This is a genomic window from Clavibacter sp. A6099 (genome assembly GCF_021919125.1).
Lineage (GTDB): Bacteria > Actinomycetota > Actinomycetes > Actinomycetales > Microbacteriaceae > Clavibacter > Clavibacter seminis.
Genome location: NZ_CP083439.1, coordinates 2,244,060 through 2,267,468, shown reverse-complemented (window position 1 = coordinate 2,267,468; position 23,409 = coordinate 2,244,060). Strand labels below are relative to the sequence as shown.

Below are 23,409 nucleotides of genomic sequence, written 5' to 3'. Positions count from 1 at the left end.
GCGGGTCGCCCCCCGCGGGTACCGGTCGCCGGTACCCGCGGGGGAGCGCGTGCCTACTTCTTCTTCGTCAGCGCGGATCCCTTGTGGGCTGCGGTCTTGCCGGACTTGTCGCTCTCCACGATGTACGCGGGCTCGTCGCTCGACGCGGTGAAGTGCTGCCCGTCGTGCTGGAAGTCCTTCGTCTTCTCCTCGACGACCTCGCCGTGGGTCTCGCCCTGGGGCGTGTTCCAGGTGACGTGGTCGCCCTTCGAGAGGCCGGCCATCAGATCGTCGCCACCGATCCGGAGTCGACGCGGTAGTTGGACCCGTTCACGAACGACGCGAGGTCGGAGCAGAGGAACGCGACCACGTTGGCGACCTCGGCGGGCTCGCCGCGGCGCTTGAGCTCCATGTATGGGCGCTCCTCGTCGAGGAACGACTCGATCGCGTCGTCCTTCGAGGTGCCCAGCTGGTCGGCGCGCTTCTCCATCATCGCGTCCGTCATGGGCGTGTGGATGAAGGCGGGCGAGACCGCGTTCACGAGCAGGCCCTCCTTCGCGTAGCTGCGGGACAGGCCCTTCGACAGCGCCAGGATCCCGGCCTTGGCGGCGCAGTAGGGGAGCTCGTCGTCGTACGGCTGCACGGCGTCCTCGGAGGCCAGGAACACGATCCGGCCCCAGCCGCCCTTCCGGAGCGACGGGAGGAACTGCTTCACCAGGCGCACGGGACCGAGCAGGTCGACCTCGATCGTGTTCGTCCAGCCCTCGTCGTCGATCTCGTGGAAGAGGCCCTGCGCGCCGGTGATGCCCGCGGACTGCACGAGGATGTCGATGTCGCCGACCGCCTCCTGCACCTTGTCGTGCAGCGCGGCGAGCGACTCGACGCTCGTCACGTCGGCCGCGAACGCGTGGACGCGGTCGCCGCCGTCGAGCTGCGCGGCGGCCTCGTCGAGCGATCCCTGGTCCTGGTCGCTGAGGACGACGGTCGCGCCCTCGGCGAGGAGGATGCGGGCGGTCTCCCACCCGATCCCCGAGTCGGCGCCCGTGATGAGCGCGGTCTTGCCTGTGATCCCGAGGTCCATCTCGGTCTCCTCACTGCCCCGTGGGGCGGTCGATGCTGATCGTCCGATGCGTCCGCGGACGCGACGAGGGCCGCACCTGGTGGTGCGGCCCTCGGTGGTGGAGCGGTGCTACTTCGCGACCGAGCCGACGCGGCGGTTCTCCGCGGAGACCATCCACGCGTACTGCTCGAGCGCGGTGATGAAGCCGTGCAGCAGGTCCGCGGTGGTCGGGTCCTCCTCGTCGACGTCGTCGTGCACCTCGCGCATGGTGTGCACGGCGGCCTCGAGGCGCTGGGTGACGAGGTCCACGGTCTCGGCCGTGTCGACCTCGCCCTGCGGGTACTCGGGGAGCGTCGTGGTCTCGGCGACCGTGTCGCTGCGGCCGTCCGGCGTGGCGTGCAGGGCGCGCATGCGCTCGGCCAGGTCGTCGCTGAACTCGCGCGCCGAGTCGATGATCTCGTCGAGCTGGAGGTGCAGGTCGCGGAAGTTCTTGCCGACGACGTTCCAGTGCGCCTGCTTGCCCTGGATGTGCAGCTCGATCAGGTCGACGAGCACCTTCTGCATGTTCTCGTGCAGCTGCTCGGAGGCCTTGAAGCCCCGCTCGGCGTTCTGGCGCTTGGTGGGCTTGGAGCCCTCGGGCTGGGTGGCCTTCTCGGATGCGCTGGTGGGGCGTTCGACGGTCGTGGTCATGTGCGACTCCTCGTTCTGTTCGTTCGTGGGGTCGGGGGTTCCCGATCCGTGCGGGGCGGCGTCCGGTGGGATCCTGCCCCTGCTGGCCGGGCGCGCTCTCGCGCGTCGTCCGACCTCGTCTTCGACGGTACGCCCGCAGCTTGCTCGTCGCACGAACGATGAGTGGGCTCACAGTCCGCGCCCAGCGACGCGGGTCCTCGCTTCGCTCCTCGGACGACCCGCGCTCCCGGTGCTTGGCTGGATCCATGACCGCCATCACCTCCGACCTCCGCGTCCTGCGCGACGCCCGCGCGATCCTCGTCGAGAGCCTCTGGTGGGATCCGGCCGGCGACGTGATGTGGAACGACATCACCGCGGGCACGCTGCACCGCAGCCCGTGGGAGGGCGCGGCCGACGGATCCGACGACACCGTGCTCGAGCTGCCCCCGCCGCTCGCGTCCTTCCAGCCGGCCGACGACGGCGGCTTCGTCGCGGGGCTCGGCGACCGCATCGTGCTGGTCGACCGCGCCGGCCGCATCACGCGGGAGCTCGCCCGGGTCGAGCACGCCCACGACGGCATGCGCCTCAACGAGGGGAAGGTCGATCCCGCGGGCCGCTTCGTCGTCGGATCCATGGACGTCACCGAGGGCGAACCGGACGGGGCCGTCTACTCCGTCGACGGATCCGGCGCCCTGCGCACGCTCCTCGGCGGCTTCGCGGTCACCAACGGCTTCGAGTGGATCGACGGCGGCCGGACCATGATCCTCACCGACACCGGCGCGCAGACCGTCTACCGCGCCCCCTACTCGGCCGACGGCGAGCTCGGCGAGCTCGAGCGCTGGATCCACGGCGAGATGAGCGACGGCCTCACCCTCGACGTCGACGGCTACGCGTGGAACGGGATCTACGGCGGCGGCAAGGTCGTCCGCTGGGCGCCCGACGGCACGAAGGACCTGGAGATCGCGATCCCGGCGCCGAACGTCACCTCGGTGGCCTTCGCCGGACCCGACCTCCGCACCCTCGTCATCGGCACCGCGCGCGAGAACCTCACGGAGGAGCAGCTGGAGGAGCACCCGCTCTCGGGCGGCGTCTTCGCGATCGACACCGGCGTCTCCGGGCGGCCCGTGAACGTCTTCCGCACCGTGGTCGACGACGCCCGGCGGGCGTAGCGTCGAGGAGGCCGTCCGACCGGGCGGCGACACTCTCACGAGGAGGAACGCACATGACCGGAGAGAGCATCCAGGGCCGCACGGTGGCCTTCCTGCTGACGGACGGCTTCGAGCAGGTCGAGCTCACGGAGCCGTGGAAGGCCGTGCAGGAGGCCGGCGGGAAGCCCGTCCTCGTGTCCCCGAAGTCGGACACGGTGCAGGGTCTCAACCACATCGACAAGGCCGACACGTTCGACGTGGACGTGCAGGTGAAGGACGCCGACGCGGCCGACTACGACGGCCTCGTGCTGCCCGGCGGCGTCGTGAACGCGGACGACCTCCGCGTTGACGCCGACTCGGTCGCCTTCGCCAAGGCCTTCTTCACGGCGGGCAAGCCCGTCGCGTCCATCTGCCACGCGCCGTGGATCCTCATCGAGGCCGGCGTGGTCGACGGCCGCCGCATGACCTCGTACCCGACCCTCGCCACCGACCTCCGCAACGCGGGCGCCGAGTGGGTCGACGAGGAGGTCGTCGTCGACAGCGGCTTCGTCACCAGCCGCAACCCCGACGACCTGCCCGCGTTCAACGCGAAGCTGATCGAGGAGATCGCCGAGGGCGAGCACGACGAGCAGCACGCCTGACCCGTCGCGGCACCGCGGACCGGACGGCCCGCGCGCCTAGGGTGAGGGCGTGACCACGCCCTCACCCGACGCGCGCTTCCGCCAGACCACGCCGGCGCCGCGCGCCGTCCGCATCGTGGGGCTCGCGGTCGCGGTGGTCGGCCTCGTCGCCCTCATCGCCACCGGGGGCTCCGCGCTCGGCGTGGTCGTCGCCGTCCTGCTGGTGGCGGCTGGCGCCGTCGTCGGCTCGCTCCGGATCCGCATCACGCTCGACGCGGATGAGGTCGAGGTGGCGCTCGTGCCGCTGAAGCGCATCCGGATCCCGTACTCCGCCGTCGCGGACTGCACGGTCGTCGACCACCTCCGCCCGCGGACCGTCGGCGGCATCGGCGTCCGATCGCTCCCGGGCGGCGGCGCGGCGATCCTGCTCGACGCGGGCCCCGCGGTCGCGATCGAGTCGGCCGACGGCACCCGCCACCTCGTCCGCAGCACGTTCCCGCGGGAGGCGGCCACGCGGATCCGCGACCGGGCGGCCGCCGCGCCCATCGCGCCGTCCGATGCCGGCGACCCGGAGGATCCGGCCGCGACCACCGCCTAGGCTCGTCGCGTGACCACCGCACCCGCCGCCGCACGCCGTCCCCGCACCTCCCGCCCCGTCGTCGTGGCGCTCGCGGTCGTCGTGGTGGTCGTCGGGTTCGTCCTCGACCAGCTCAGCAAGCGCTGGGCCGTCGACGCCCTCGGCGGCGGCGAGACCATCCCGCTGTTCCCGACAGCGCGCTTCGCTCTCGTCTACAACCCGGGCGTCTCCTTCGGCATGGGCGCCGAGGTGGGGCCGCTGCTCACCGTCGGGATCATGGCGCTCGCGCTCGGCCTCGCGGTGTGGGTCGGGTGGCAGATCCGGCACCGCGCGTCGCTCCTGCAGGTGCTGCTGCTCTCGGCCGTGCTCGCGGGCGCGCTCGGCAACCTCTTCGACCGGATCACGCGCGCGGAGGACGGCCCGCTGTCCGGCCACGTGGTCGACTTCATCGCCGTCGAGTGGTTCGCCGTGTTCAACGTGGCCGACATCCTCACCGTCTGCGGCATGATCGCGTGGGCCCTCACGACCGTGTTCGGGCGCGACCACGTGGCCGACGCGCGCGAGGCGGCTGCCGAGGCGGAGGCGGACGACGCGGCCGTCGCCTCGGCCCCCGACACCGGATCCGCGCCCACCGACCGCGCCTGACGCCCCGGCGTAGCGTGAGGGGATGACCACGATCCCCACACTGGAACTGTCCGACGGGAACCGCATCCCGGCCATCGGCCTCGGCACGTACGGGTTGGACGACGACGCGGGCGCCGAGCTCGTCTCCGGCGCGATCGGTGCCGGCTACCGCCTGCTCGACACGGCCCTCAACTACGGCAACGAGGCCGCGGTGGGCGAGGGGATGCGCCGCTCCGGCGTCCCCCGCGAGGAGCTCTTCCTCACCACCAAGCTGCCCGGCCGCCACCACGGCTACGACGAGACGCTCGCGTCCTTCGAGGAGTCGCGCGCGTCGCTCGGCGTCGACTACGTGGACCTGTACCTCATCCACTGGCCGAACCCGAGCGTCGACAGGTACGTCGACAGCTGGCGCGCGTTCGTCGAGCTGAAGGAGCGCGGCCTCGTCCGGTCCATCGGCGTCTCGAACTTCACGCCCGCGCACCTCACGCGCCTGCATGACGAGACGGGCGTGCTGCCCGTCGTCAACCAGGTGGAGCTGCACCCGACGTTCGCGCAGGCGGATCTCCGCGCCTTCCACGCCGAGCACGGCATCGTGACGGAGAGCTGGTCCCCGCTCGGCACGCGCGAGCAGCTCATGCAGGACCCGGCCGTCGTCGCCGCCGCCGAGGCGCACGGCGTCACCCCGACGCAGGCCGTGCTCCGCTGGCACGTCCAGTCGGGCGCGCTGCCGATCCCGCGGTCGACGGATCCCGAGCGCCAGCGCCAGAACCTCGACGTCTTCGGGTTCGAGCTCACCGAGGAGGAGGTGCGCGCGATCGGCTCCGGTCCGCAGTCGCGCCTCTGGGACGGCGACCCGGACACGCACGAGGAGATGTAGCGCTCTCGTCATGGCTCGCTCGGCCGTCGCGTCCCTCCGGGGCGCGGCGGCCGCGGCCTATGCGGGGCGGGTCAGCGCCCGAGCAACGCCGGGATCCCGAGCAGCACGACGCCCGCGACGAGGCACGCGGCCGCGACGACGACGAGCACGCCGACCCACAGGATCCCCGGCAGGTGCGTCAGCCGCCCGAGCTGGTCCGCGTCGGACGCGCCGCCGCCCCGTCGGGACCGCGACCGCTGCAGCTCGAGCGTCGCCCGCAGCGCGCCGAGCAGCAAGAACAGCGCGAGGGCGTGCGCCGCGACGCCCTGCACGACGATCGGGGCCGCGCCCGCCACCACGCCGACCACGACGCCGGCGACGAGGCACGACCACAGTCCGAACCAGTTGCGCACCTGGATCACGACGAGGGCGAGCAGCAGCAGCCAGAGCCACAGGACGGCCGCCGAGCGACCGGATCCTGCGAGCCAGGCGGCACCCAGCCCCGCGAGCGCCGGCGCGGGGTAGCCCGCCAGCAGCGTGATCACCATGCCGGGCCCGCGCGGTCGGCCGACGCTCACGGTGAGGCCCGAGGTGTCCGAGTGCAGCCGGATCCCCGCGAGCCGCCGTCCGCTCAGCGTCGCCGCGAGGCCGTGGCCGCCCTCGTGCACGATCGTCACCGCGTGCCGGGTGAGCCGCCACGCGGCGGGCAGGAGTACGAGCACCGCGGCGAGCGCGACGGCGACGAGCGCGGGTCCCGCATCGAGCGGCGCCTCGACGGCGGTCGCGCGCGCGACGACGTCGCGGACGATCTCGACGGGGTCCAATGGCTGCTCCTCCGTGGCGGTCGCGGCGCCGGGGTGCCACCGCGGCCGCCAGCCTAGGAGCGCGTCGCTGGGGAGCGCCCGTCCGGCGCCGCGGTCGTGTCAGGGTCCGACAGGATCCCCGTGCACCGTGAGCGACCACGCGGTGTCCCGGTCGGCGCGGTACCCGATCGCGCCGACGCGGGCGACCGCGGTCCGGCCGACCGAGGTCGGGTCGAGCTCGTGCGGCCCGTCCGCGCAGTCGAGCGGGCCGACCGTCGTCGTGGTGCTCCGCGATCCGTCCACCGTGGCGCCGTCGACCTGCAGGCTGACGGTCCCCTCGCCGAAGCACTCGAACGTCAGGGAGGTCGGGATCACGGGCGCGGCGAGGTCGGCGCCGACACGGTCTCCCGTCGCGCCCGCGGGAGCGGTCGAGGTGAGCACGGTCACGCTCCCGTCGTCGGCCCCGCGAGCGGCGCGCTCCGCGTGCCACCGCTCGAGCGCCCCCTGGTCGACGGCAGGCGGAGCGCAGGCGGACAGGGCGCCGACCGCGACGGCGACGACGGACACGGCGGCGAGGCGGGAGGGGCGCATCGCTCCACGATAGGGCGCGCTCCCGGCCGCCTGACGGATCGCCGCCGCCCGGCCACCGACTACCGTTGTCGGGTGCCCGAGACCCCCGCATCCGACCTCGTCCGCTCCCTCCTGCTCACCGTCCCCGACTTCCCGCAGCCGGGGATCCTGTTCCGCGACCTCACGCCCGTGCTCGCCGACGGCGCCGGCCTCCGCGCCGTGGTCGACGACCTCGTGGCCGCAGGCGGACCGGTCGACGCCGTCGCGGGCGTCGAGGCGCGCGGCTTCCTGCTCGCGGCGGCCGCCGCCTACGCGTCCGGCGTCGGCACGCTCGCGGTGCGCAAGGCAGGCAAGCTGCCCGGCGAGGTGCTCCGCGAGACCTACGCGCTCGAGTACGGCGAGGCGGCCATCGAGCTCCACCCGGGCCAGCTGGCGCCCGGATCCCGCGTGCTGCTCCTCGACGACGTCCTCGCCACCGGCGGCACCCTCGAGGCGGCCGCGCGCCTGCTGGAGCGCGCCGGCTACGAGGTCGCCGGGATCGGCGTGGTGCTGGAGCTCGCGGACCTCGGCGGCCGCGCGCGCCTGGCCGGCCACGACGTGCACGCGATCCTCTCGCTCTGACCCGCCCGCGCGATCAGCTCCAGAGCCGCCGGGTCGCGATCTCCGCGCCCTGCGCCAGGCTCTCGAGCTTCGCCCACGCGATCTGCGGGTGGATCCGCCCGCCGAGCCCGCAGTCGGTCGACGCGATCACGCGCTCCCGGCCCACGAGCCGCGCGTAGCGCTCGATCCGGTCGGCCACGAGCTCCGGGTGCTCGACCACGTTGGTCGCGTGCCCGACCACGCCCGGCACGATGAGCTTCCCGTCGGGCAGCTCCACGTCCTCCCACACGCGCCACTCGTGCTCGTGCCGCGCGTTCGCGCCCTCGAACGAGTACGCGCCCGCGTCGATCTCGAGCATCGTCCGCACCAGGTGCCGGAACTCGATGTCGGTCGTGTGCGGCCCGTGCCACGAGCCCCAACAGAGGTGGAAGCGGATCCGCTCCTGTGGCAGCCCGCGCAGCGCGTGGTTGAGCGCCTCCACGCGGATCCGCGTGAACGCCAGGTAGTCCTCCACGCTCGGCTCCGGGTTGATCTGGTCCCAGTTCTCCGCGATGGACGGGTCGTCGATCTGCAGCACTAGCCCCGCGTCGATGATCGCGACGTACTCCTCGCGCATCGCGTCCGCGCAGGCCCAGATGAACTCCTCCTCGGTCGCGTAGTGCAGGTTGCCGATGCGCGAGGCGCTGCCGGGGGAGAGGGAGGTGATGAAGCCCTCCTCGTACCCGTTCGCGTCGAGGGCGTGCTTCAGGTGCGCGATGTCGGCCTGGATCGCGGCGTGCCCCGTGTAGGAGACGGGCCCGGTGGCGCTCGGGAACTCGATGGGCGCGTCGCCCACGGTGATGCCGCTCGACGGATCCCGGTAGGCGTCGGCGAAGATCGTCCAGTCGCGGCGGTCGGGGAAGGTCGTCAGCCGCACGTCCCCGGGCGAGCTGCGCACGGGCTCCGAGGAGAACGGGCCGCCCGGCACGAGCTCGAGCCCGCTCAGGCGCTGGAACGAGTACGACCACCAGGCGCCGTAGTCGATCGCGCTCGACATGGCCTTGCCGTACTCGCCGTCGCCCGGCACGGTGATCCCGACCTCGCGCTGGCGGGCGACGAGGCCGTCGACCGCGTCGGCGAGCACGGCGTCGAGGCCGTCGTCGGCCGGGGCGGGGGCCGGCGCGGCCGATGCGTCGCCGCCGACGAGCACGGCCTTCCTGCTGTCGGCGCGCGCCGCGTTGGCGGCGATGAGCGCGTCCGTCCGCGGCAGGCTGCCGGCGTGGGACGTCTGGATCCGGTCGGTGCTGTCGAGCATGGGGACCTCCGCGGGTCTCTCGTGCCGTCGGGCGGCCTCGGACGACCGCCCGCGGCGAGCGGGAACTGATCGCAGGCGGTGTCCGGCCGCGGATGCGGGTGGGACGCGAGGCTTCGCGGGATGCGCTGCACGCACATGGTCCCACCGGGTCATCCGCGAGGACGGGTCGGCCGCAACAGGGAGTCACGGAACCGGCACCTCCGGCGGATCCGGCGCACAGGGGCGAGCCCGGATGATGGACGGATGCTCCTCCGCCACCCCGTCCTCGGAACCGCGACGGCCCTGTACCTCGGCCTGGTCGCGTGGATCACGCTGTCGCCGGAGCCCTACGACCGCCGCATCGACGGCTACCTCTTCCGCGCCCTCCGCGCGCTCCACCGGCACGACGGCACCTCGTGGATCACGTACTCCGCCGTCGAGGGCGCCGCCAACGTCGCGATGTTCGTGCCCGTCGGCATGTTCCTCGTGCTGCTCCTCGGCCGGTCGCGCTGGTGGCTCGCGATCGCGCTCGGCGTCGGCCTCTCGGCGCTGATCGAGACCGCGCAGGCGTTCCTGCCCACCCGCGTCTCCGACGTCCGCGACATCGTGCACAACGGCCTCGGCGCCCTCGTCGGCGTCGTGGTGGTCCTGATCCTCACGGCCCGCTCCGAGAACGCCCGCCGCCGCGCGCTCCGCCGGCGCCCGCAGCCAGTTACCACGGGCCCGCAGCGCCTCGTCGGCACGCGCCGCTGACCCGACGTCGGCCGTCGCGCGCCGCCGTCGTCGGGGGCACCCACGGTCAGGGGAGGCCCCCTCGGCTCGATAGGATTGACGCCGGATTCCAAGGGGTGTGCAGGTGGCCGGTACGGAGCTGGAGCGCGAGCGGGCGTACGTCACCCGCCTCTACGGACGACTCGACGCGGTGCGGGCCGAGACCCGTGATCAGCTGACGGCGGTGCGGGACAGCCCCACCGGCGGAACGCACCAGAACCGCTCCGAGCGCGACGCGTTCGCCCGCATCTACGAGGACCGCCTGCAGGCGCTCCGCGAGGTCGACGAGCGCCTCGTCTTCGGCCGCCTCGAGTTCGAGGACGGCCACCTGCCGGAGGACGAGCCGCACGACGGTGCTCCCGCGCGGGCCGTCGGCGACGGGGATCCCGTCTACCGGTACATCGGCCGCATCGGCCTTCGTGACGACGACCTCCAGCCGCTGCTGCTCGACTGGCGCGTGCCCCAGGCGAGCGCCTTCTACCAGGCCACCGCCGCGACCCCGCTCGGCGCCCGCGCCCGCCGCCACCTCACGACGCACGGCCGCGAGGTCGTGCACGTCGAGGACGAGGTGTTCGACCCCACGCTCCTCGACGAGGGCCGCACCAGCCTCCAGGGCGAGGGCGCGCTGCTCGCCGCGCTCGCCGCGGGGCGCACCGGCCGGATGAACGACATCGTCGCCACCATCCAGGCCGAGCAGGACCGCATCATCCGCTCCGACCTCCGCGGCGTGCTCGTCGTGCAGGGCGGGCCGGGCACCGGCAAGACCGCGGTCGCGCTGCACCGCGCGGCGTACCTCCTCTACTCGCACCGCGACCGGCTCGCGTCCTCGGGCGTGCTCGTCGTCGGGCCGAGCCACTCCTTCCTCCAGTACATCGAGGCCGTGCTGCCGTCGCTCGGCGAGACGGGCGTCGTGCTCGCCAGCGTCGGGCAGCTCTACCCGGGCATCGACGCCGCGGGGGAGGACGCGCCCGAGGTCGCGGCCGTGAAGGGATCCGCCGAGATGGCCGGGCTCCTGCAGCGCGCCGTGCGCTCGCGGCAGGTCGTCCCGACCGAGGCCGTCACGCTCGACGTCAACGGCGAGCGCATCGTGCTCGAGCCGTCGCTCGTCGCGAACGCGCTCCGCCGCGCGCAGGACAGCAGGAAGCCGCACAACGAGGCGCGCGTGGTCTTCAACAAGGCCGCCCTCGGATCCCTCGCCCAGGTCCTCGCGTCGCAGATGCGCCGCAACGGCAGCGCCCTCGACGACAGCGACCTCGCCATGCTCCGCGAGGACCTCCGCACCTCGTACGACGTGAAGGTCGCGCTCAACACCGCGTGGCTGCCGCTCACCCCCGAGAAGCTGATCCAGGACCTCTTCGCGCGCCCGAACTGGCTCGCCTCGCTCACACCGCGCTGGAGCCCGGAGCGGCGCGCGCTCCTCCGCCGCGACCGCGACGCGCCCTTCACGATCGCCGACGTGCCGCTGCTCGACGAGGCGGCCGAGCTCCTCGGCGAGTTCAGCGCGCAGGCCGACGCGAGCGCCCGCGAGCGCGAGCAGCAGCGCCTCCGCGACATCGAGAACGCCGAGCAGGCCATCGAGAACATGGGCGTCGGCGGCATGGTCACGGCCGAGCGCCTCGCCGAGGGCTTCGCCGAGCAGGCCGCGCGGCGCACGACCGCGGAGCGCGCCGCATCCGACCGCACCTGGACCTACGGCCACATCGTGGTCGACGAGGCGCAGGAGCTCAGCCCCATGCAGTGGCGCGTGCTCCTCCGCCGCTGCCCGCTCCGCTCCTTCACGATCGTGGGCGACGTCGCGCAGGCGAGCTCCGCGGTCGGCGTCACGAGCTGGCAGGACGCGCTCGGGCCGGTGCTCGGCCGCGAGTGGCGCCTCGAGGAGCTCACCGTCAACTACCGCACGCCCGCCCGGATCGCCGAGGCGGCCGAGCGCATGGCCATCGCGCACGGCCTCCCGGTCACGCGCTCGCGCGCCGTCCGCGAGGGCGACCACCCCATCGACACGGTCGAGGTCGCGGCCGACGAGGTCGTCTCCGCCGTCGTCGACGTCGTGGACGAGGAGCGCGAGGGCGGCGACCAGGGCACGCTCGCGGTCATCGCGCGCGACGACCGCGTCGAGGAGCTGCACCGCGCGCTCGCCGAGCGGTTCGGATCCGCGGTCGGCATCGGCGTGGGCGGCCTCGGCCGGCCCATCGCCGTGCTCGGCTCGCAGGAGGCCAAGGGCCTGGAGTTCGACGTCGTCGTCATCGCGGAGCCCGACGAGATCCTCGCGCACACCTCGCGCGGCGCCGCCGGCCTCTACGTCGCGATGACGCGGCCGACGCAGCGCCTGCACATCGTCACGTCCACGAGCTTCGCCGCCTGATCCGCGGCACCGCGCGACGCCTCTCGGACCAGGGCGCGGCGCTCGCGTGAACACTATGAAGACAAGTGGCATCGGGGCCCGCACGCGCGGAGGATGGGCCGGTCATGACCCCTCCTCCCGCATCCCCCGGCCCCTCGTCCGCATCCGGCACCGGGACGGATCCCGGCCCCGGGGGTGCGCCACGGGACGAGGCGGATCCGACGCCTGACGGGGTCGCGACCGTCGCCGCCCCCGATGCGGATGCCGCCCCCGCCGACGCCGCGGCCGCCGCGTCCGCCGCCCGCCGCGTCCGCCGCTCGCGTGCCGTCCAGGTCGTCGTCATCGTGGCCGTCGCGGTCGGCATCGCGCTCGTCCCGCCGCCCGCCGGGGTAGACCCCCGCGGCATGCACATGGCCGGGATCTTCGTGGGCACGGTCCTCGCGCTGATCCTCCAGCCGCTGCCGACCGCGCCCGTCGCGCTCACCGGCCTCGCGGTCGCGATGCTCACGGGCACCATGACCACCGACGGCGAGGCGCTCGTCGGCTTCGCCAACCCCACCATCTGGCTCATCGTCGCGTCGTTCTTCATCGCCGACGGCTTCCTCGTCACGGGCCTCGGTCGCCGCATCGCGCTCGCGTTCGTGTCGCGGCTCGGCGGATCCAGCCTCGGCCTCGCGTACGGCATGGCGCTCACCGACCTCGTTCTCGCGCCCGCGACGCCGTCGAACACCGCGCGGGCGGGCGGCGTCGTCTACCCGATCGTGGCGTCGCTCAGCCGGGTGCAGGGATCCACCCCCGAGTCGGACGCGTCGCGCCGCCGCCTCGGCTCCTACCTCGCGCTCACGAGCGTGCAGGTCAACACGGTCACGTCCGCCATGTTCGTCACGGCCATGGCCGGCAACCCCGTCGCGCAGAAGGCCGCGGCCGACATCGGCATCGAGGTCACCTGGGGCGGCTGGGCGCTGGCCGCGCTCGTGCCCGGGCTCCTCAGCCTGGTCGTCGTGCCGTGGGCTATGTCGCGCGTCTACCCGCCGAGCCTCACCCGCACGCCCGAGGCACCGGCCCACGCGCGCGAGGAGCTGCGGGGGCTCGGGGCCCTGTCCGTCCACGAGCGGATCATGGCCGCGACCTTCGTGCTGCTCCTCGTGCTCTGGTGCGGCGGATCCCTGCTCGGCATCCCCGCGACGGCCGCGGCCTTCGGCGGCATCGCGGTGCTGCTCGTCACGGGCGTCCTCAAGTGGTCGCACCTGGCCGCGAACGCATCGGCCTGGTCGACGCTCATCTTCTTCGCGGTGCTCGTGGGCATGGCCGACCAGCTCGACGCGCTCGGCGTCATCGACCTCGTGGGCGGCGCCGTCTCCGGATCCGTCGGCGGCCTGCCCTGGCCGTGGGCCTTCGCGGTCCTCGCGCTCGTGTACTTCTTCTCGCACTACCTGTTCGCGTCGAACACGGCCCACATCGTCGCCATGTACGCGGTGTTCCTCGGCGCGGCGGTCGCGACCGGCACGCCGCCGCTGTTCGCCGCGCTCGTGCTCGGCTTCATCGGCAACCTCTTCGGCGGCATCTCGCACTACGCGTCGGGGCCGTCCGGCGTGGTCTTCGGATCCGGCTACGTCACGACGAAGGAGTGGTTCCGCGTCGGCTTCGTGATGGCCGTGGTGCTCATCGTGATCTGGGGCGTCGTCGGCACGGCGTGGATGGGCGCGCTCGGCCTCCTGGCCTGACGCCGCGGCAACCCCGATCGCCCGAGGGCAGGGAGATGGGCCGACCCGATGACGGGCCGGCCCTGCGGTCGTGGTCCCGGCGCCGAGACCCCTCTCCATGCGCCGTCCGTGCGACCGCTCTCCCCATGACATCCGGACCCGTTGTGCATCGCGTCTCTGGTGGTCCGGCGCATTGCAGTGTCTTCGGACCGGGCGCGCGATCGGTTCGCCCGCGAAGGTGACGGCTGCCTGGGCGGCGACGAGCGCCGGTCAGCGCACCGGCGCCGGCCAGCCCACGTCGTCGGAGCTGAGGAGCGGCACGTCGCCGCACCCGTCGAGCACGCGCGCCATCGCGTCGTGCTCGGCGCGCGTCACGCTGAGCTCGGTGCGCACCTTGATCGACACCTGCCGCACCACGAGCGCGCACGCGTCGGCCGGATCCTCGGGCAGCCACTCGTCGGACGTCGCGTCGGACTTGGCGTTGTTCTCCGCGGCGGACGCGGCGACCAGCTCCAGCGGATCGTTCGCGAACGCCGCGCGGTACTCGGCGTCCCAGCGCCATGCGCCCGACGACCACGCGTCCGACAGCGACACGACGTGGTCGATCTGCACCGCCTCCGGGTCGCGCGACCGGTCGAACGACACCCGTGCCCCCGAGTACGGATCCTCCAGCACGCCCGCCTGCACGACGCATCCGCGCGTGCCGCCGCGGATCTCCGCGTCGGCGAGGTCGCGCCGCAGCACGTCGTTGCGGGTGTCGCAGCCGTTGCGGTCGACGTCGGTGCGCCAGGCGAACGACTCGCGGTCGTAGCCGTCGACGCGACCATCGGCCCGCACCTCGAGCCCGTCGAGGGCGAGACGCGCGGATCCGGTCGAGCCCGGCTCCGCCCCGAGCCCGGTCGCGGATCCGCCGCCGGCGCCCGCGGTCCCGGCCCCCTGGTCCCCGCGCCACTGCACGAGACCCGCGACGATCACGAGCACGAGCGCCGCCAGCGTCACCAGCACGGGCGTCTTCCGCCGCCGCGTCACGGCGTCGGGTTCCGGGAGTCGTAGCGCTCGAAGGACGGCAGCGCGCGGATCAGGATCCACACCACCACCGCGATCAGCAGCCCGCCCACGAGCGACGGCACCCACAGGTACGCGAACAGCGTGACGATGCCGATGTACGCGTCGCCGAGCCGCGGCCCGCCCGTCACCACCACGATGAAGATGCCCTGCAGCCGCCCGCGCATGTTGTCGGGCACCGCGGTCTGCAGCATGGTGTTGCGGAAGATCGAGGAGATGTTGTCGGCCGCGCCCGTGAGCGCGAGCAGCACGGAGGCCGCGACGATGCCCGGGATGCTCGCGTCCTCGATGCGCGACCCGATCCCGTGCAGCATGCCCGGCTTCGACGCGAGGAGCAGCACGACCCCGAAGCCCGCGGTGGAGAGCCCGTACGCGACGATGGCCCAGCGGATGGCCCTGCCGTGGCGCGTGACCCGGCCGACGGATCCGCTCAGCACGCTGCTCACGAGGCTGCCGACCGCGCCGGCCGCCGTGAGGATCCCGACGGTCACGGGTCCGCCGCCGAGCACGACCGCGCCGACGGCCGGGAACAGCACGCGCGGCTGCCCGAACGTCATGGCGATGATGTCGACGATGAACGACATGCGGATGTTCGGCGCGGTCCTCAGGAACCTGAGCCCGTACCTGATGGACGCCAGCCCCGGCCGCTGCACCTCGCCCTCGGGCGCGATCCGCGGCAGCGCGAGCACGCCGGTGAACGCCGCGAGGAAGAGCACGGCGTCGACCGTGTAGGTCCACTGGAACCCGACCGACGCGACGAGCACGCCCGCGAGCGCCGGCCCGACCGTGACCATGACGCCGAGGCTGATCCCGCCGAGCGCGCTGGCCGCGGGCAGCAGGCGCGGCGGCAGGATGCGGGGGAGGATCGCCTGCCGGCTCGTCCCGATCACCGTCGCCGCGACCGCGTTGAGGATGCTCAGCGCGTACAGCGACCACACCGTCTCCGCGTGCGTCCAGGCGAGCGCCGCCAGCACGATGGTCGACCCCCACGCCACGCACGACGCGATGAGCGCGACCTTCCGCCGGTCGAACGCGTCCGCGAGCATGCCGCCGTAGAGGCCCGCGATGATCATCGGCAGGAGCGAGAGCACGCCCACGAGCGCGACCGAGCCGGTGGATCCCGTCAGCTCGTACACGTGCAGCCCGATCGCCACCACGGTCATCTGGCTGCCGATGCCCGCGATGGCGTTGCCCGCCCAGAGCCGCGCGAACGCCGGGCTCTCCTTGAGCGGCGACAGGTCGACGAAGTGGCTGCCGCGCACCTGCCGCTCGTCGGGGATCGGGATGGGGGAGGTCTCGGGCGGGGTGCTCACGTGTCGCTGCGTCGTCTCTCTAGAGTGGATTTCCACGCTAGCCGAGACGGGCGACTCCGCCCGGTCCCCGGGGTGTCGACCCCCTGGTATGCTCGTGCGGTTGCCGTCTGAACGGCCGCGGATCAAGAGAGCTCGCACATCCTGTGACGGGCGCCGCGCAACGAACACGAGAGGGGATCATCACATGGCTCTGGAAGCAGACGTCAAGAAGGCGATCATCGACGAGTACGCGACCCACCCCGGTGACACCGGATCCCCCGAGGTGCAGATCGCGCTCCTCACCAAGCGGATCACGGGCCTCACCGAGCACCTCAAGGAGCACAAGCACGACCACCACACGCGTCGTGGCCTGCTCCTCCTGGTCGGCCAGCGTCGTCGTCTCCTCGGCTACCTGTCCAACGTCGACATCGAGCGCTACCGCGCCCTGATCGCGCGCCTGGGCATCCGTCGCTGACACGCATCACGCGTCGCTGATCGCATCGCTTGCGAAGCAGACGGGTCGTCACCCTCCGGGGTGGCGGCCCGTCCGTCGTTAAGGCGAGCGTCGTCCGCCCGACACCCGGCGATCCCCGTCATCCCGGGCCCGCGAGGGGCCGGGTGCTACCATGGCCGAAGTGATCCAGCGGACGCCCAGCGTCACGATGCGATCACGACAGATGGAGCTGGCCGGCAGGAGCTGGTCGTTGGTGGTGGTCTTCCGAGTCGCTCGGAGCATTCCCACTGATGGCCAGACATGCGCCCGCCGCCGTCGGCCACCGGCCGGTGAGCGGAACCAGCGGCGCACGTGCACCCGGATCCCGCAATCAGGCGGGCGCCGACGTGTCGCCTCGCCCGCTCCTCCTCTGTCGTAGGAGGTCCGCATCCACACGGGATGCAGGACGAGCGCCCGACGGGCGTCGCCGAGAGGCGCAACACGAAGGAGAGAGACCTCAATGGAAGGTCCAGAGATCAAGTTCGCCGAGGCAGTCCTCGACAACGGCAAGCACGGAACCCGCACGGTCCGATTCGAGGCCGGCCGCCTCGCGCAGCAGGCGCAGGGCGCGGTCGCCGCGTACCTCGACGAGGACACGATGCTGCTGTCCGCCACCTCGGTGGGCAAGCACCCGAAGGACAACTTCGACTTCTTCCCCCTGACCATCGACGTCGAGGAGCGCAGCTACGCCGCGGGCAAGATCCCCGGCTCGTTCTTCCGCCGCGAGGGCCGCCCCTCCACCGAGGCGATCCTCGTCTGCCGCCTCATCGACCGGCCGCTGCGCCCGTCGTTCATCACGGGCCTCCGCAACGAGGTCCAGGTCGTCATCACCGTCCTCAGCATCGCGCCGGACGAGTTCTACGACAGCCTCGCCATCAACGCGGCGAGCGCCTCCTCCATGCTCTCGGGCATCCCGTTCTCCGGCCCCATCGCGGGTGTGCGCCTCGCGCTCATCGGCGACCAGTGGGTCGCCTTCCCGAAGCACTCGCAGCTCAAGGAGGCCGTCTTCGACATCACCGTCGCCGGCCGCGTCGTCACCGACTCCGCGGGCAACGAGGACGTCGCGATCATGATGGTCGAGGCCGAGGCCACCGAGGGTGCCTGGGACCTGATCCAGGCCGGCGCCACGAAGCCCGACGAGGCCGTCGTCGCGCAGGGCCTCGAGGCCGCGAAGCCGTTCATCCGCCAGCTCGTCGCCGCGCAGGCCTCGCTCGCGCAGCAGGCCGCGAAGCCGACGGTCGACTACCCGGTCTTCCTGCCCTACGCGCAGGAGACCTACGACGCCGTCAGCGCGCTCGCCCTCGACGAGCTGGGCACCGTGTACCAGACCGCCGACAAGATCGAGCGCCAGGACGCGGACGACGCCCTCAAGACCCGCACCAAGGAGGCCGTGGCCGCCAAGGTCGAGGCCGGCGAGCTGCCGCAGTCGGCGCTCACCGAGTTCTCCGCGGCGTACAAGTCGGTCACGAAGACGGTCGTCCGCGGCCGGATCCTCCGCGACGGCATCCGCATGGACGGCCGCGGCCTCGCCGACATCCGCCCGCTCGACGCCGAGGTGCAGGTCATCCCGCGCGTCCACGGGTCGGCCATCTTCCAGCGCGGCGAGACCCAGATCCTGGGCGTCACCACGCTGAACATGCTCAAGATGGAGCAGCAGATCGACTCGCTGAGCCCCGTCACGAAGAAGAAGTACCTGCACCACTACAACTTCCCGCCCTACTCCACCGGTGAGACCGGTCGCGTCGGGTCGCCGAAGCGTCGCGAGATCGGGCACGGCTTCCTCGCCGAGCGCGCCCTCGTGCCGGTGCTGCCCAGCCGCGAGGAGTTCCCCTACGCGATCCGCCAGGTGTCCGAGGCCCTCGGGTCCAACGGCTCCACGTCGATGGGCTCCGTCTGCGCCTCGACCCTGTCGCTGCTGAACGCGGGTGTGCCCCTGCGCGCGCCCGTCGCCGGCATCGCCATGGGCCTCGTGTCCGACACCGTCGACGGCCAGGTCCGCTACGCGGCCCTCACCGACATCCTCGGTGCGGAGGACGCGCTCGGCGACATGGACTTCAAGGTCGCCGGCACGTCGGAGTTCGTCACGGCCATCCAGCTGGACACGAAGCTCGACGGCATCCCCACGTCGGTCCTCGACGGCGCGCTCAAGCAGGCGAAGGAGGCCCGCACGGCCATCCTCGGCGTGCTGAACCAGGCCATCGACGGCCCCGACGAGATGGCCCCGACCGCGCCCCGCGTGATCTCGGTCAACATCCCGGTCGACAAGATCGGCGAGCTGATCGGCCCCAAGGGCAAGACGATCAACGCCATCCAGGACGAGACCGGCGCCGACATCTCCATCGAGGAGGACGGCACCGTCTACATCGGCGCCGTCGACGGCCCGTCGGCGGAGGCCGCGCGTGCGCAGGTCAACGCCATCGCGAACCCGACGAACCCCGAGGTCGGCGAGTCCTTCCTCGGCACCGTCGTCAAGATCGCGACGTTCGGCGCCTTCGTCTCGCTGCTCCCCGGCAAGGACGGCCTGCTGCACATCAGCGAGGTCCGCAAGCTCGCCGGCGGCAAGCGCGTCGAGAACGTCGAGGACGTCCTCGGCGTCGGCCAGAAGATCCTGGTGGAGATCACCAAGATCGACGACCGCGGCAAGCTCTCGCTCGCTCCCGTGATGGAGGAGGCCGCCGATCAGGAGGGTTCCGCCGCCGCGAGCGACGGCCCCGAGGGCCCCGCGGAGGGCTAGACCCCGCCGCACCCGCACGAACCGGATGCCCGTCCCACCTCGGTGGGGCGGGCATCCGTCGTGCGCGGGCTACTTCCCGTGGTTCGGATCGGTCGGGTACGGCACGTCCTGCGCGGGCGGCGCGGAGAGGGACGGTGACGGGGTCGGATCCGCGGTCGGGCTCGGGGCGGGTGCCGGTGCCGGCTCACCAGGATCCGGCGTCGGCGTCGGCGACGGGCCGGGAGCCGGCGACGACGGCGTGACGTCGGGCGTGGTGCCTGGCTCGCCGGTGGTCGGCGTGGACGGCACCTGCTCGAGGTCGTCCCGCGACAGCGTGATCGCCGCGATGACCCCGGCGATCACCAGGACGGCGGCGATCACCGCGAGGACGAGCACGAGGCGCCGGCGACGGGCGCGGGCGCGGGCGTCGTCGCCCTCGTTCGCCGTCGTCCGGCCGCCCTCGTGGGTCACGTCGTCGCCTCGATCCGGGCGCTCAGTCCCCGACGTTGATCGCGGTTCCCATGAGCTGGGCGCGCCCGATCACGTGGGGGAGCATCAGGAAGCCGAGCATCGCGGGGGTCGCGCCCTCCGGGATGTCCAGCGACTCCACGTCGAGCGCGGTGACGGTGAAGAAGTAGCGGTGCGTGCCGTGACCCGCGGGCGGCGTCGCCCCGAAGAAGCCCGTCGCGCGCGCGTCGTTGTGCAGGGTCACGGCGCCGTCGGGCAGGAGACCCGACTCAGGATCGCCGGCGCCGGCGGGCAGCGCCGTGATGGACGCGGGGATCCCGCGCACCGCCCAGTGCCAGAACCCGCTCCCGGTCGGGGCGTCGGGGTCGTACGCGGTGAGCACGTAGCTGCGGGTCGCGGCGGGCGCGCCCGTCCACGTGAGGGTGGGGGACCGGTCCTCGCCGCCCTGCCCGGCACCGCGCGCGGACTGGGGCAGCGCTGCCCCGTCGGCGAAGTCGGGGCTGGTGAGGTGGAAGGGGGCGGCGTCCGGCAGGCGGTGAAGCGGGTCGTTGGGCACGTGGGTTCCTCTCGGTGGTGCTGACCTCCCCAGCCTCGCACGGCCGGACGTGGAGCGGCCGGGATCGTCCCGCGCCGACCGCGGAGGGGCCTGCCCGGACCACACGTGCGCGTGCGCGCGGCGGCACGGCCCCCGAAGAGGGGTCTGGGACCCGACGAGGGCGCCTGGCTACCGTGGTCGATGCGGGCAGGTCCACGTGATCGCCCGCCTCCGGGGGACGCATCGGGGGATGCAGACCGCCGAGGGGTGCCGGGGTCGGGGGATCGCGGCACCCCTTCCGGCGGCGTCGCCATCGCGATCACCCGCATGCGGACGGTCGCTGCGCGGGCCATGTCCCGCAGGCGAACGGCGGCGCGCGTCATTCCCTTGGTACGCAAACCTTTCGCCTGCTGGGCGGTATTCTCGTGCATGTGACGACGTCCCCTCCCTCCGCCTCCGACGTCGTGCCCGCATCCCAGCCGCGGCGCCGTCGCGGGGGATCGCTCGTCCCGCGCCTCTCGCGCCCCACCGGCGCGACGACCCGGCCCGGCGGCATCGTCGAGACCACCGTCCAGGCCGCCGGCGCCATCGTCCTCGAGGCCGCCGCCGCGGGGCCCGGCCTGCGCACCGGCGGGAGCATCCCGCAGCCGGCCCGCCGCCGCGCCATCGGCGACACCGACCTCCGCGTCTTCCCGCTCGCGCTCGGCGGCAACGTCTTCGGCTGGACCGCCGGCGCGGAGGACGCATCCGCCATCCTCGACAGGTACCAGGAGGCGGGCGGCAACTTCATCGACACCGCCGACTCCTACGCGAGCGGCCGCAGCGAGCACATGATCGGCGCGTGGATGCGCGAGCGCCGCAACCGCGACTCCATGGTCGTCGCCACGAAGATCGGCAAGAGCGAGGACTTCCCCGGGCTCGGCGCCTCCCGCATCGAGCGCGCCGTCGACGCCAGCCTGTCGCGGCTCGGCACGGACTTCATCGACCTCCTCTACTTCCACTGGGACGACATCGACGTGCCGCTCGAGGAGAGCCTCGCCGCCGCCGGTCGCCTGATCGCGTCGGGCAAGGTCCGGCACCTCGCGGCGTCGAACTACGCGGCCGAGCGCCTGCTGCACGCGCGGATCATGGGCGGCCTGTACGACGCGCCGCGGTTCGTCGCCCTGCAGACGCACTACAACCTCGTCAACCGCGCGCCCTACGAGTCGGCGTTCCTCGACGTCGTCCGCGGTCAGCAGCTCGCGGTGATGCCGTACTTCGCGCTCGCCAACGGGTTCCTGACGGGCAAGTACCGCACGCGCGCCTCCGTGCGCGAGGGCGCCCGCGGGGCGCGGGCCGCCAAGTACCTCACCCGTCGCGGCCTCCGCGTGCTCACCGCCCTCGACGAGATCGCGGAGCACCACTCGACGAGCGTCGCGACGATCGCGCTGGCGTGGCTCCTCGCGAAGCCGGGCATCGTCGCGCCTGTCGCGAGCGCGAGCCGACCGGAGCAGGTGCACGACCTGGTGCAGGCGGCGCACGTGCAGCTCTCGCGCCACGACGTGGCCCGTCTCGACCGCGCGTCCGAGTAGTCGTCCCCAGGGCGTCGCGCCCGCCGTCCTTCCCCGCGATGTGGAAGGCCGCGGTCGTGCTCGCGTCCCGGCGGCTACCTTTCCTGGACCCGCGATGCCCGGCGCTCCTGCGCCCGCTTTCTCGCGCGGGATCCGCACGGCCCGGGGGAGACCAGCATGCACGACCGACTGCGCATTCCGCTGCGACGACGAGGGGGAGTGGTGGCTCTATCGCTGGCCGTCGTCGTGTCGACCCAGTTGCTCGCCGGCTGCACAGCGTCATCGTCACCGGCTCCCGCGCCGGCTCCAGCCCCGTCGCTGACGCAGGAGCAGCAGGACGACGAGGCGTTCCACGACGTTGTGATGCGATACGCGGAACTCGACCCGAATATCCTTACGGAGGACGACCTCGCGGCTCTGCTGACCGGCAACGTCCTGGAAAGCGAGAAGTCCGGGCTGCACGACGCGCGCGAGAAGGGGCAACGTACGGATGGAGAAGAAACTGTCTCAGGGTTTCAGGTCACGGATCGCGGTCTGGATCCGCAAGGGGCGCAGTACATGACAGCTCAGGTCTGCCTGGACGTGAGCGGCACACGGATAATCGACTCGACCGGTAAGGACGTCACCCCGGAGCGCGTCCCGCGCCTTTCGCTGCAGGCCAAGGCCATCAAGTCCGAGGATGATCGCTGGCGCATCAGCGACATCGTTCGCAATGACAGCGTGCACGCATGCGGTTAGGTCTCGTCGCTTCGACGGTGGGTCTCGCACTCATCCTGACGGCTGCTCCTTTCGTTAATGCCGAAGCCAGCGAGAGTCCTTGCGGGTTCAAGATCGGGAGCGACGGCATCTGCACGTCCGGTGGCATCGGCGGTGGAGGCGTGGCGGTTCACGCAGACACCACCCTTGACGAGCCGACGGTTTCGTCGAGTGTCGATGCGCACTCATCAGGTAGCCCGTCGCAGCAGGAGACGCCGCAGGCGCCGCCTCCGGTTCCGCGGGGTCGGATGGCGGCGGATGTGGACGTGCCGTGCACTCCGAGTGCGCGTCTGTCGGGTGGTTCTCTCTGTTCGGATGGGCAGCATGCCTTTTTGCCGCCGGCGAAGGCGCCGTCGAAGCCGGCGGATCCGGTGCCGGTCGTCGCTGCGGTTCCGGCGGTGTCACTTGCGGATGTGGCGCAGTTCGTGCCACGGGATGCGTCGATCCGGTCGCAGCCGAACGGGTGGGCGATCGTGGGGGCCCCGGTGAACCTGTTCACGGACGCGTCCGCGCAGGTGGTCGACGGCCAGTTGCTGGGGCGTCCGGCGCAGGTGCGGTTCGTGCCGGTGTCCTTCACGTGGGACCACGGCGATGGCACGAGCACCACGGTCGAGGGGCCTGGTGCGTCGTGGAGGGCGTTGGGTCAGCAGGACTTCACGCAGACGGATACGAGTCACGTGTACGCCTCCATCGGGGATCGGCAGGTCAGCCTGACGATCTCGTACTCGCCGAACTACCGGTTCGACGGAAATGCGTGGCAGCAGATCGCGGGCACGCTCCCGGTGCAGGTCGGGCCGGTCGCCATCCATGTCCTGCAGGGGTCGACGGTGCTGGTCGGGGGTGCGTGCGGGGAGCGGAACGCCGGACCCGGATGCCCGTGAGCCGCCTGTCGCGTGCCGGTCAGCGCCCGGGTCGCCGCAGGGCCCGTGGCGTAGGGTGACGC

General features: G+C 72.7%; 24 protein-coding genes. 14 read left to right on the top strand and 10 right to left on the bottom strand.

Annotated elements, in window-relative coordinates; all coding sequences use genetic code 11:
- Nucleotides 1–53: 53 nt before the first annotated feature.
- From KYT88_RS10720 to KYT88_RS10710, 3 genes are all read right to left on the bottom strand, one after another.
- On the bottom strand, nucleotides 54–263 hold the full coding sequence (locus KYT88_RS10720) for a hypervirulence associated TUDOR domain-containing protein (RefSeq protein WP_043582809.1): 210 nt from the start codon (nucleotides 261–263) through the stop codon (nucleotides 54–56).
- Entirely contained in the window at nucleotides 263–1,060 is a 798-nt protein-coding gene (locus tag KYT88_RS10715; RefSeq protein WP_043582811.1) for an SDR family NAD(P)-dependent oxidoreductase, read from the bottom strand. Before KYT88_RS10715 ends, KYT88_RS10720 begins: the two co-directional genes overlap by 1 nt.
- A 108-nt stretch (nucleotides 1,061–1,168) precedes the next feature.
- Complete coding sequence (locus tag KYT88_RS10710) at nucleotides 1,169–1,729, bottom strand: Dps family protein (protein ID WP_043582812.1); 561 nt, start codon at nucleotides 1,727–1,729, stop codon at nucleotides 1,169–1,171.
- A gap of 245 nt (nucleotides 1,730–1,974) precedes the next feature.
- Between KYT88_RS10710 and KYT88_RS10705 the strand changes: the two genes are divergently transcribed.
- From KYT88_RS10705 to KYT88_RS10685, 5 genes are read left to right on the top strand one after another with little or no spacing between them, the layout of a single operon-like run.
- Nucleotides 1,975–2,877, top strand: coding sequence for an SMP-30/gluconolactonase/LRE family protein (locus KYT88_RS10705; protein ID WP_043582813.1), 903 nt, complete (start codon nucleotides 1,975–1,977; stop codon nucleotides 2,875–2,877).
- A 53-nt stretch (nucleotides 2,878–2,930) separates the two neighbouring features.
- Nucleotides 2,931–3,497 carry a type 1 glutamine amidotransferase domain-containing protein gene (locus KYT88_RS10700; RefSeq protein WP_012038747.1) on the top strand — a complete coding sequence of 189 codons (567 nt, stop codon included), beginning with the start codon at nucleotides 2,931–2,933 and terminating at the stop codon, nucleotides 3,495–3,497.
- A gap of 49 nt (nucleotides 3,498–3,546) precedes the next feature.
- Entirely contained in the window at nucleotides 3,547–4,074 is a 528-nt protein-coding gene (locus tag KYT88_RS10695) for a hypothetical protein (protein WP_043582816.1), read from the top strand.
- A gap of 9 nt (nucleotides 4,075–4,083) precedes the next feature.
- Complete coding sequence (locus KYT88_RS10690; RefSeq protein ID WP_043582818.1) at nucleotides 4,084–4,698, top strand: signal peptidase II; 615 nt, start codon at nucleotides 4,084–4,086, stop codon at nucleotides 4,696–4,698.
- Between the two features lie 22 nt (nucleotides 4,699–4,720).
- Entirely contained in the window at nucleotides 4,721–5,554 is an 834-nt protein-coding gene (locus KYT88_RS10685; RefSeq protein ID WP_043582820.1) for an aldo/keto reductase, read from the top strand.
- A gap of 71 nt (nucleotides 5,555–5,625) precedes the next feature.
- Here the strand turns inward: KYT88_RS10685 and KYT88_RS10680 are convergent, their stop codons facing one another.
- Together KYT88_RS10680 and KYT88_RS10675 are read right to left on the bottom strand one after the other, a co-directional pair.
- The gene (locus KYT88_RS10680) at nucleotides 5,626–6,357 is read right to left on the bottom strand and encodes a M50 family metallopeptidase (protein ID WP_043582822.1); all 732 of its coding nucleotides are present in this window, start codon (nucleotides 6,355–6,357) and stop codon (nucleotides 5,626–5,628) included.
- A gap of 99 nt (nucleotides 6,358–6,456) precedes the next feature.
- The gene (locus KYT88_RS10675; RefSeq protein ID WP_043582825.1) at nucleotides 6,457–6,927 is read right to left on the bottom strand and encodes a hypothetical protein; all 471 of its coding nucleotides are present in this window, start codon (nucleotides 6,925–6,927) and stop codon (nucleotides 6,457–6,459) included.
- 72 nt (nucleotides 6,928–6,999) lie between these two features.
- Between KYT88_RS10675 and KYT88_RS10670 the strand changes: the two genes are divergently transcribed.
- The gene (locus KYT88_RS10670; protein ID WP_043582827.1) at nucleotides 7,000–7,527 is read left to right on the top strand and encodes an adenine phosphoribosyltransferase; all 528 of its coding nucleotides are present in this window, start codon (nucleotides 7,000–7,002) and stop codon (nucleotides 7,525–7,527) included.
- 13 nt (nucleotides 7,528–7,540) lie between these two features.
- Here the strand turns inward: KYT88_RS10670 and KYT88_RS10665 are convergent, their stop codons facing one another.
- On the bottom strand, nucleotides 7,541–8,800 hold the full coding sequence (locus KYT88_RS10665) for a cobalamin-independent methionine synthase II family protein (RefSeq protein ID WP_043582828.1): 1,260 nt from the start codon (nucleotides 8,798–8,800) through the stop codon (nucleotides 7,541–7,543).
- A gap of 243 nt (nucleotides 8,801–9,043) precedes the next feature.
- Here KYT88_RS10665 and KYT88_RS10660 point away from each other — a divergent pair, with 243 nt between their 5' ends.
- The 3 genes from KYT88_RS10660 (at nucleotide 9,044) to KYT88_RS10650 (ending at nucleotide 13,615) form a co-directional block, all read left to right on the top strand.
- Nucleotides 9,044–9,532, top strand: coding sequence for a VanZ family protein (locus KYT88_RS10660; protein WP_043582829.1), 489 nt, complete (start codon nucleotides 9,044–9,046; stop codon nucleotides 9,530–9,532).
- A 103-nt stretch (nucleotides 9,533–9,635) separates the two neighbouring features.
- Nucleotides 9,636–11,912, top strand: coding sequence for a HelD family protein (locus tag KYT88_RS10655; protein WP_182480749.1), 2,277 nt, complete (start codon nucleotides 9,636–9,638; stop codon nucleotides 11,910–11,912).
- A gap of 104 nt (nucleotides 11,913–12,016) precedes the next feature.
- Nucleotides 12,017–13,615: a DASS family sodium-coupled anion symporter gene (locus tag KYT88_RS10650; RefSeq protein WP_043582833.1), complete on the top strand. Its 1,599-nt coding sequence runs from the start codon at nucleotides 12,017–12,019 to the stop codon at nucleotides 13,613–13,615.
- A 249-nt stretch (nucleotides 13,616–13,864) separates the two neighbouring features.
- On the opposite strand, the gene KYT88_RS10645 is transcribed toward KYT88_RS10650, so the two are convergent.
- Together KYT88_RS10645 and KYT88_RS10640 are read right to left on the bottom strand one after the other, a co-directional pair.
- A complete protein-coding gene (locus KYT88_RS10645; protein WP_237583642.1) occupies nucleotides 13,865–14,623 on the bottom strand; it encodes an HNH endonuclease family protein in 759 nt (252 codons plus the stop codon).
- On the bottom strand, nucleotides 14,620–15,972 hold the full coding sequence (locus KYT88_RS10640; protein ID WP_237583641.1) for an MFS transporter: 1,353 nt from the start codon (nucleotides 15,970–15,972) through the stop codon (nucleotides 14,620–14,622). The genes KYT88_RS10645 and KYT88_RS10640 overlap by 4 nt, the downstream gene beginning before the upstream one ends.
- Before the next feature lie 184 nt (nucleotides 15,973–16,156).
- Here KYT88_RS10640 and rpsO point away from each other — a divergent pair, with 184 nt between their 5' ends.
- On the top strand, nucleotides 16,157–16,426 hold the full coding sequence (rpsO, locus tag KYT88_RS10635) for a 30S ribosomal protein S15 (protein ID WP_012038735.1): 270 nt from the start codon (nucleotides 16,157–16,159) through the stop codon (nucleotides 16,424–16,426).
- Nucleotides 16,427–16,904: 478 nt separating this feature from the next.
- Nucleotides 16,905–19,178 (top strand): polyribonucleotide nucleotidyltransferase, encoded by a 2,274-nt coding sequence (locus tag KYT88_RS10630; RefSeq protein WP_043582838.1) that lies wholly within the window; start codon nucleotides 16,905–16,907, stop codon nucleotides 19,176–19,178.
- Between the two features lie 69 nt (nucleotides 19,179–19,247).
- On the opposite strand, the gene KYT88_RS10625 is transcribed toward KYT88_RS10630, so the two are convergent.
- Both KYT88_RS10625 and KYT88_RS10620 read right to left on the bottom strand, forming a co-directional pair.
- Nucleotides 19,248–19,628 carry a hypothetical protein gene (locus tag KYT88_RS10625; protein WP_043582840.1) on the bottom strand — a complete coding sequence of 127 codons (381 nt, stop codon included), beginning with the start codon at nucleotides 19,626–19,628 and terminating at the stop codon, nucleotides 19,248–19,250.
- 22 nt (nucleotides 19,629–19,650) lie between these two features.
- Nucleotides 19,651–20,181, bottom strand: a complete 531-nt coding sequence (locus KYT88_RS10620; protein WP_043582841.1) for a YbhB/YbcL family Raf kinase inhibitor-like protein — start codon at nucleotides 20,179–20,181, stop codon at nucleotides 19,651–19,653.
- Nucleotides 20,182–20,591: 410 nt separating this feature from the next.
- Between KYT88_RS10620 and KYT88_RS10615 the strand changes: the two genes are divergently transcribed.
- From KYT88_RS10615 to KYT88_RS10605, 3 genes are all read left to right on the top strand, one after another.
- Nucleotides 20,592–21,731: an aldo/keto reductase gene (locus KYT88_RS10615; RefSeq protein WP_081840869.1), complete on the top strand. Its 1,140-nt coding sequence runs from the start codon at nucleotides 20,592–20,594 to the stop codon at nucleotides 21,729–21,731.
- Between the two features lie 156 nt (nucleotides 21,732–21,887).
- Nucleotides 21,888–22,448 carry a hypothetical protein gene (locus KYT88_RS10610; protein ID WP_043582843.1) on the top strand — a complete coding sequence of 187 codons (561 nt, stop codon included), beginning with the start codon at nucleotides 21,888–21,890 and terminating at the stop codon, nucleotides 22,446–22,448.
- Between the two features lie 17 nt (nucleotides 22,449–22,465).
- A complete protein-coding gene (locus KYT88_RS10605) occupies nucleotides 22,466–23,347 on the top strand; it encodes a hypothetical protein (RefSeq protein ID WP_237583640.1) in 882 nt (293 codons plus the stop codon).
- The last annotated feature ends 62 nt before the right edge of the window (nucleotides 23,348–23,409 follow it).

What these genes read in the sequence shown, in the direction of transcription:
- KYT88_RS10720 (WP_043582809.1), bottom strand. Translation starts at nt 263, where the DNA reads ATGGCCGGCCTCTCGAAGGGCGACCACGTCACCTGGAACACGCCCCAG.
- KYT88_RS10715 (WP_043582811.1), bottom strand. Translation starts at nt 1,060, where the DNA reads ATGGACCTCGGGATCACAGGCAAGACCGCGCTCATCACGGGCGCCGAC.
- KYT88_RS10710 (WP_043582812.1), bottom strand. Translation starts at nt 1,729, where the DNA reads ATGACCACGACCGTCGAACGCCCCACCAGCGCATCCGAGAAGGCCACC.
- KYT88_RS10705 (WP_043582813.1), top strand. Translation starts at nt 1,975, where the DNA reads ATGACCGCCATCACCTCCGACCTCCGCGTCCTGCGCGACGCCCGCGCG.
- KYT88_RS10700 (WP_012038747.1), top strand. Translation starts at nt 2,931, where the DNA reads ATGACCGGAGAGAGCATCCAGGGCCGCACGGTGGCCTTCCTGCTGACG.
- KYT88_RS10685 (WP_043582820.1), top strand. Translation starts at nt 4,721, where the DNA reads ATGACCACGATCCCCACACTGGAACTGTCCGACGGGAACCGCATCCCG.
- KYT88_RS10675 (WP_043582825.1), bottom strand. Translation starts at nt 6,927, where the DNA reads ATGCGCCCCTCCCGCCTCGCCGCCGTGTCCGTCGTCGCCGTCGCGGTC.
- KYT88_RS10665 (WP_043582828.1), bottom strand. Translation starts at nt 8,800, where the DNA reads ATGCTCGACAGCACCGACCGGATCCAGACGTCCCACGCCGGCAGCCTG.
- KYT88_RS10660 (WP_043582829.1), top strand. Translation starts at nt 9,044, where the DNA reads ATGCTCCTCCGCCACCCCGTCCTCGGAACCGCGACGGCCCTGTACCTC.
- KYT88_RS10650 (WP_043582833.1), top strand. Translation starts at nt 12,017, where the DNA reads ATGACCCCTCCTCCCGCATCCCCCGGCCCCTCGTCCGCATCCGGCACC.
- rpsO (WP_012038735.1), top strand. Translation starts at nt 16,157, where the DNA reads ATGGCTCTGGAAGCAGACGTCAAGAAGGCGATCATCGACGAGTACGCG.
- KYT88_RS10630 (WP_043582838.1), top strand. Translation starts at nt 16,905, where the DNA reads ATGGAAGGTCCAGAGATCAAGTTCGCCGAGGCAGTCCTCGACAACGGC.
- KYT88_RS10610 (WP_043582843.1), top strand. Translation starts at nt 21,888, where the DNA reads ATGCACGACCGACTGCGCATTCCGCTGCGACGACGAGGGGGAGTGGTG.